The following is a 422-nucleotide window of genomic DNA, read 5'->3' as shown; positions in this document are numbered from 1 at the left end:
CAGCAAACCTATCGCTACGACACCGCCGGAAACTTGCTCGAGTTGACCCACGTCGGCGCGCAGAGCCAGGGGCGCGTGCTGACGGCAGCAAAGTACAGCAATCGTTGCTTGCCCGAGCTGGACGGGCGACCGCCCAGCGAGGCAGACATTGCTGCTGGGTTTGATGCCAATGGCAACTTGCTGGAACTGCACAAAGGTCGAACTCTGGCCTGGGATTCACGTAATCAACTGGTACAGGTGCAGCCGGTTGAACGCGATTCCACGCGCAACGACACCGAGCGCTATTGCTACGCCGCTGATGGCACCCGGCTGCGCAAGGTTCGCACCGAGCAGACCAGTTCGCGTGAGCTGACCCGCGAAACGCGCTATCTGCCAGGGCTGGAGGTTCGTCGCGTCGATGCTGAGATTTTGCAGGTCATCAC

At 60.9% G+C, this 422-nt stretch carries 1 pseudogene; it reads left to right on the top strand.

The window, feature by feature from the left end:
* A pseudogene (locus tag SB717_RS33845) lies at window positions 1-422 on the top strand (RHS repeat-associated core domain-containing protein); the annotation flags it as partial.

Source organism: Priestia sp. SIMBA_032, assembly GCF_046535215.1.
Classification (GTDB): domain Bacteria; phylum Bacillota; class Bacilli; order Bacillales; family Bacillaceae_H; genus Priestia; species Priestia aryabhattai.
Note: the sequence above shows the minus strand (reverse complement) of the source record. Positions and strands in the feature narration are given on the sequence as shown.